Annotated in this window: 1 protein-coding gene; it reads left to right on the plus strand. The window is 34.4% G+C overall.

The genetic code is table 11. The features are described from left to right. The coding region (locus EKL98_RS17470) for a PfkB family carbohydrate kinase (protein ID WP_126563279.1) at positions 1-812 on the plus strand (812 nt) is incomplete at its 5' end. Positions 813-1,006: the final 194 nt, after the last annotated feature.

The raw sequence follows: 1,006 nt of genomic DNA on the forward strand, positions 1-1,006 counted from the left end.
CTCATTTTATCCTTGAATCTGCTATTGTTTCTGTTGTTGGCGATGATTTTCCACAAGAATATTTAGATTTATTGACCGATAGAAACATTGATATTTCTGGTCTTGAAGTGGTCAAAGGTGGAAAAACCTTCTTTTGGAGCGGTTTGTACCACAACGATTTGAACTCTAGAGATACATTGGCAACAGAATTAAATGTTTTGGCTGATTTTCAACCAAAAGTTCCTCAGAATTTCAAAACTGCCGATGTCGTGATGTTAGGAAACTTGCATCCATTAGTACAAAGTAGCGTTTTAGACCAAATGGATGTCAAACCAAAATTAGTAGTTCTTGATACCATGAATTTTTGGATGGATTGTGCCTTACCAGAATTATTGGAAGTGATAAAACGTATCGATGTTATTACCATCAACGATGAAGAAGCAAGACAATTATCAGGAGAATATTCATTGGTAAAAGCAGCAGCAAAAATCCATGCAATGGGCCCCGAATTTGTAGTAATCAAAAAAGGAGAACACGGCGCTTTATTGTTTCACAACCACCAAATTTTCTTTGCACCAGCTTTGCCATTAGAAGAAGTTTTTGATCCAACAGGAGCTGGAGATACTTTTGCAGGAGGTTTTGCAGGATATATTACACAGAGCGAAAACATATCATTCGAGAATATGAAAAACGCCATAATTTATGGATCTAATCTCGCTTCCTTTTGTGTAGAAAGATTTGGAACCGAAAGAATGGTACATCTAGATAAGGATGAAGTGATTGCGAGATTACAGCAATTCAAATCTCTAACTCAATTTGATATAGAAATATAAAAAATTTGCCTCGAGATTTCGAGGCTTTTTTTTATTAAGAATAAACGTAATTTATCAGATTTAAAACTAATAATTTGCGATAAAAAAACTTACTACAAATTACAACAACACGATGATCGACGCAATTTAACACGAATGTGGCATTGCCCTTTTAAGATTAAAAAAACCGTTAGAATTCTACAAAGAAAAATACG

Source organism: Flavobacterium bomense (genome assembly GCF_003970355.1).